Annotated in this window: 5 protein-coding genes; 1 reads left to right on the forward strand and 4 read right to left on the reverse strand. The window is 62.5% G+C overall.

Annotated elements, in window-relative coordinates; genetic code table 11:
• Positions 1-63 precede the first annotated feature (63 nt).
• The 4 genes from ACE04F_RS18445 to ACE04F_RS18460 form a co-directional block, all read right to left on the reverse strand.
• Positions 64-1,044: a FecR domain-containing protein gene (locus ACE04F_RS18445; protein WP_486108918.1), complete on the reverse strand. Its 981-nt coding sequence runs from the start codon at positions 1,042-1,044 to the stop codon at positions 64-66.
• A complete protein-coding gene (locus tag ACE04F_RS18450; protein WP_486108920.1) occupies positions 1,041-1,547 on the reverse strand; it encodes an RNA polymerase sigma factor in 507 nt (168 codons plus the stop codon). The genes ACE04F_RS18445 and ACE04F_RS18450 overlap by 4 nt, the downstream gene beginning before the upstream one ends.
• A 209-nt stretch (positions 1,548-1,756) precedes the next feature.
• The gene (locus tag ACE04F_RS18455; protein ID WP_486108922.1) at positions 1,757-2,464 is read right to left on the reverse strand and encodes a 3'-5' exonuclease; all 708 of its coding nucleotides are present in this window, start codon (positions 2,462-2,464) and stop codon (positions 1,757-1,759) included.
• Entirely contained in the window at positions 2,461-4,401 is a 1,941-nt protein-coding gene (locus tag ACE04F_RS18460) for a putative nucleotidyltransferase substrate binding domain-containing protein (protein WP_486108924.1), read from the reverse strand. Before ACE04F_RS18460 ends, ACE04F_RS18455 begins: the two co-directional genes overlap by 4 nt.
• A 252-nt stretch (positions 4,402-4,653) precedes the next feature.
• Here ACE04F_RS18460 and ACE04F_RS18465 point away from each other — a divergent pair, with 252 nt between their 5' ends.
• Positions 4,654-5,100, forward strand: coding sequence for a response regulator (locus ACE04F_RS18465; protein ID WP_434571351.1), 447 nt, complete (start codon positions 4,654-4,656; stop codon positions 5,098-5,100).
• Positions 5,101-5,194 lie beyond the last annotated feature (94 nt).

Below are 5,194 nucleotides of genomic sequence, written 5' to 3' on the forward strand. Positions count from 1 at the left end.
GGTTCGTATTACCTGGTGGGAGCGAGCCTGCTCGCGAAGGCGTCCTCAGAGACGCAACATTTCCTAGCGCTTGGCTTCGACCCGCGGCGCCACCACCACCCACCAGCGCGTGTGATGCTCGACCTGCACCGGCAACGTCGGCAGCAAAGCGGTCAACGCCAGGTTGGTGTCATGCAGCGGGAAGCTGCCGGTAATGCGCAGGTCCGCAACCTTGGGCTCGACGCTCAGGTAGCCGCGTCGATAGCGCGCCAACTCATGGACCAGGTCTTCGAGTCGCGCGTTGTCCACCACCAGCATGCCGCGAGTCCAGGCGTCGGCGCCGGGGCTCAGGGCCAAGGTTGGACCGAGGCCGTCGCGGCGCATCAGCACCTGCTGGCCTTCGCGCAGAATCTGTTCTTCAGCGGTCGCTTGCGGATGCGCGGCCACGGCGGATTTTAATACGCTCAGGCGTGTGCCTTGGTCTTCGAGCCTGACTAGAAAACGCGTGCCCAGGGCGCGCATGCTGCCCTCGCGAGTCTCGACGATGAACGGGCGCGGATCGTTGTGGCCGGTTTCCACCAGGATCTCGCCTTCCTGCAGGATCACGCGCCGCTGCTTGTCGTCGAAACGCACATCCAGCGCGCTGTGGGTGTTGAGGTTGATCAGCGTGCCGTCGGCCAGGCGCAACGTGCGCTGTTCACCGGTGGCGGTGCGCTGGTCGGCCAGCCAGTAATCCAGCGGCAGGTAACGCTCGCCGGCGAACAGCGCCAGGCCAATAACCGCGACGACACTGGCCAGGCCGCTGCCGATCTTGCGTACCCGCCGCCGGATGCTGACCCGCGATTGCAGCAGCGCCGCACGCGCCGGGCCGCTGGCAACGCTGAAACGCTGGTCGAGCATGCCCAGCTGTTGCCAGGCCCGCGCATGCTCCTCATCGGCGGCGTGCCATTGAGCGAAGGCTTCACGCTCCTGAGGGCTGCCATTGCCTGAGTCCAGGGACAATTGCCAGGCGATGGCCGCGTCCAACACCCGCGCCGAGACTGGCTTGGAAGAGGCCAGGGTCATGTCGGCTCACCGTAAAGGGCGATGTAGCACTGCCGCACGCCTTGGGCCAGGTATTGGCGCACCCTTGGCACCGAAACCCCCAGGCGCTCGGCAATTTCAGCGTGGCCGAGGCCGTCGAGGCGGTTATAGAGGAAGGCCGCGCGCGCCTTGCTCGACAATTTGCCGAGCAGGCGGTCGATATTTCTGAGGTCTTCGAGGATCATCTGCTGCTCCTCTATCGAAGGTTGCTCAGCCTCGGGAATCAGCATCAGCTCGGTCAGGTAAGCCTGCTCCAGCGCGGCCCTGCGGAAATAATCAAACAGCAGGCCCTTGGCAATCGCCAGCAGAAACGCCCGGGGCTCGCGCGGTGGCTGCAACCCGTCACGCCCCAGCAGCCGCACGAAAGTGTCCTGGCTCAGGTCTTCCGCCCGCTGTGGACACGCCACGTTGCGCTGTAGCCATGCCAATAGCCAGCCGCGATGGTCACGGTACAACGCACCAACCAGAGTAGGAACTGACGACACGGAGCATCACCGACGCATTAAGTAACGAGAATTGTTCGCGATTGTGGCAGAGGCGGGGCCTGGAAAGCAATTGGCGCTGGTCGGGATAAAACTGTGCACTCCTGTGGGAGGGGGGCTGCTCGCGAAAGCGGTCCATCCACTACATTAATGCCGGCTGACAAACTGCCTTCGCGAGCAGGCTCGCTCCCACAAAAGCCTTGTTGCTTCAATTAAAGCGAAGGCGCCTGCTGCCGCCGTTTCCACTGCCCCAGGCGCTGTTGCAGGTCGAGCGCGCTGTGGATGTCCTGCTGGCGGGCGCGGCTGAACAGGATCAGCGCCAATTCCGCAGTGGCCAGGGCGTCGGCGCTGGCGTTGTGGCGCTCGAAGACTTTCAGCTTGAACCAGTCGATCCAATCATCCAGGCCGGATTTGCGCAGGTTGGCTTGTGGGCAAAGCATCGGGGCCAGGTCAGCCACATCCAGGAACGGATGCTGCAGCCGGTAGCCGAGATAATCTTTCATGGCGCGCCCGAGCATGTGCGAATCGAACGGCGCATGGAACGCCAGCAATGGGCTGTCGCCGACGAACTCCATGAATGCCACCAGCGCTTCGGCCGGGTCGCTGCCGGCGGCGATTGCGCTTGGTGCCAGGCCATGGATCAGTACGCTTGGCCCGAGCTTCTGCTTGGCGCATTGCAAGGTCCGCTCGAACTGCTGGCTGAAGTCGATGGCGCCATCTTCTATGACGACCGCACCGATGGACAGCACCTGATCCTTGTTCAAGTTGAGGCCGGTGGTTTCCAAGTCGACCACCACCCACCGTTGTTCCCGCAGGCTGCGCTCCGTCAACGGCGCGGCGGCGGGCAGGCGGTTCAGGCGCAGCTGCAACCCGTCCGAGAGCATCGGCTGGACCGGGCGCAACCAGGAAAACAGACTCACAGCTGGTACCTCACGGTCAGGCTGCTCTGCAGGCGTTGGGCCTGGCGCAAGGATTCACGCAGGATGCGCCGGTCCAAGTGGTTGAGGCTGTCCGGGTCGACTCGGTTGGAGTAGGGCTGATTCTCCCGCGTTTGCAGTTGATGCTGTTGCATGCGCGTCTGCTGGATGAAGTGATAGGCCTCTTCATACGCCGCGCCGTCCAGCGGCTCGATCACTTCCTTGACGACCAGTTGCCGCAGGCGCTCCAGGGTGTTGTTGGCCTCGATGCCATTGGCCAGCGCCAGCAGGCGAGCGCCATCAACGAAGGGAGTAAGACCTTGTACTTTGAGGTCGAGCGTCGCCTTCTCGCCGTTCTTGCGGCTGAGTACGAAATCCCTGAAGCGGCCGACGGGCGGGCGATGGCGAAGCGCGTTCTCGGCCAGCATGCGTTGGAACAGGCGATTGTCGGCCACCTGATCAAGAATCTGCCGGCGCAACTGTTCGCAGCCTTGCTCGTCGCCCCACACCACCCGCAAATCGAAATAGATGCTCGAACCCAGCAGGTTCTCCGGGGTCGCCTCACGGACAAAGGCCGCGAAGCGGCGTGCCCATTCGGCGCGGGACAGGCACAACTCGGGGTTGCCGGCCATGATGTTGCCCTTGCACAACGTGAAGCCGCACAAGGCCAGGCTCTGGTTGATCTGCTGGGCGATGGGCAGCAGCAGGCCACGGATCTGCGCCGCGTGGGCGGCGTCCCGGGCTTCGAACAGGATGCCGTTGTCCTGATCGGTGTGCAGGGTCTGCTCGCGGCGGCCTTCGCTGCCGAAGCACAGCCAACTGAACGCGACGCCCGGATCGCCCTTGTCGGCGAGGGTCAGCTCGATGACCCGGCATACGGTGTGGTCGTTGAGCAAGGTGATGATGTGGGTGATCTGGGTCGATGACGCGCCATGGGCAAGCATGCGTTCCACCAGCTGACCGATCTCGCCGCGCAAGGTCACCAGGTTTTCGACCCTGGGGGCGTTGCGGATCGTCCGGGCCAGGTGCACCAGGTCGACGCGCTGCAGGGAAAACAGGTCCCGCTCCGAGACCACGCCACACAAGCGCTGGTCCTTGACCAGGCAGACATGGGCAATGTGGCGCTCGGTCATGGCGATCGCCGCATCGAAGGCGCTGTGGTCAGGCGACAGGAAAAACGGTGCCTGGGTCATGTGCATGGTGATCGCCCCGGAAAAATCCCCGGTACCGTCGGCCACGACCTGACGCAGATCGCGCAGGGTGAAAATCCCGACCGGCGCCTTGTGTTCGTTCACCACCACGATGCTGCCGACTTGCTGCTCATGCATCAGCTTGACGGCTTCGCGCAACGGCGTTTCAGGGCTGCAACTGACCGGGTGACGCATTGCCAGCTCGCCCAGGCGGGTGTTGAGGGAATATTGCGTGCCCAAAGTCTGCGCCGATTTCTGCTGCACTTGCTGGTTGACCTGATCAAGCAGGCTGCTGACGCCGCGCAGGGCGAAATCGCGAAACGGTCCGGACAGGGCAAACAGCTTGATGAAAGCCAGTTTGTTCAATTGCAGGCAAAAGGTGTCCTCGCCGGCCCGGTGCTCGGTACGGGTCGCCCGCTCACCCAGCAGGGCCGCGAGGGGGAAGCACTCGCCGGTGGTGATTTCGAAAGTGGTCTCGGTGCCGCCCTTGGCCGAGTGCGGTCGCTCGCCGACTACCCGGCCTTGCTTGACGATGTAAAAGTGCTCAACCGGCCCGTCGGCCGGCTTGATAATAGTTTCGCCCGGGGCATAAAAACGCAGCAGGCATTGTTCGACCAGGTAGGCCAGGTGGGCATTTTCCATCTGGTTGAACGGGGGGAAGCGCTGGAGAAACAGCAACGTACCCTGGATGTTCTGCAACACCGCGGTTTTCCCTGCCTGGATGAAGGCGTCCGCTTTTTTCATAACCATTACGCAGTCTTTTTCGAATTGTTGTGGTCGGAACTGTTCCCCATGGTCGGCCCCTGAGCGCAGGGTGCCCATTGGACGTAAGTCTAGGTCGCGGCAATGGCAACGAAACCAGAGAAAAGTCCTACGCGTTGTGTCGAAAAATACTTCTTGGAATGCACTTGGAAAAAAATCCGACGAAGTGCACATTGAAGCGCCGCAGAACGATGTCTGACCACTGTGCCAGGGGATCGATTCGAGAACGTAGAGAGCATCATGTCCGACCACGATATTTTGAGTGACGCCGAGCGCGAGGCGCTGAGTGCCGTCATGCTGGAACCCGACCTGCCGCCGCAGCGTGTCCTGATTGTCGATGACGACAAGGATGCCCGCGAGCTGCTGTCGGAAATCCTGGCATTGGATGGCATACGCTGCATGACCGCCGCCAGTGGTGAAACCGCACTCAGGATGCTGGAAACCAAGCCCGCCATCGGCCTGCTGATCACCGACCTGCGCATGGGCAATGTCGATGGCCTGGAGCTGGTGCGCCTGGTGCGCGAGTCGGAGCGGGCGGCGCTGCCGATCATCATTGTGTCGGGCGATGCCGATGTGAAGGACGCCATCGAGGCGATGCATCTGAGCGTGGTGGATTTCCTGCTCAAGCCGATCGACACCGACAAGCTGCTGGGGCTGGTCAAGCATGAGTTGGGGATGGATCTTTAAGATCGTCTGTGGGAGATAGCTTTTGTGGGGGGGGGGGGGGGGGCCGCTGGGCTGCGAAGCAGACCCTTTTTCCAGAACTCGGAATCTAATTGAC

It is taken from the genome of Pseudomonas sp. AGC41 (assembly GCF_057334555.1).

Bases quoted from the DNA above. Each gene is read 5' to 3' on its own strand.
- ACE04F_RS18445 (WP_486108918.1), bottom strand. From the start codon at position 1,044: ATGACCCTGGCCTCTTCCAAGCCAGTCTCGGCGCGGGTGTTGGACGCG.
- ACE04F_RS18460 (WP_486108924.1), bottom strand. From the start codon at position 4,401: ATGGTTATGAAAAAAGCGGACGCCTTCATCCAGGCAGGGAAAACCGCG.
- ACE04F_RS18465 (WP_434571351.1), top strand. From the start codon at position 4,654: ATGTCCGACCACGATATTTTGAGTGACGCCGAGCGCGAGGCGCTGAGT.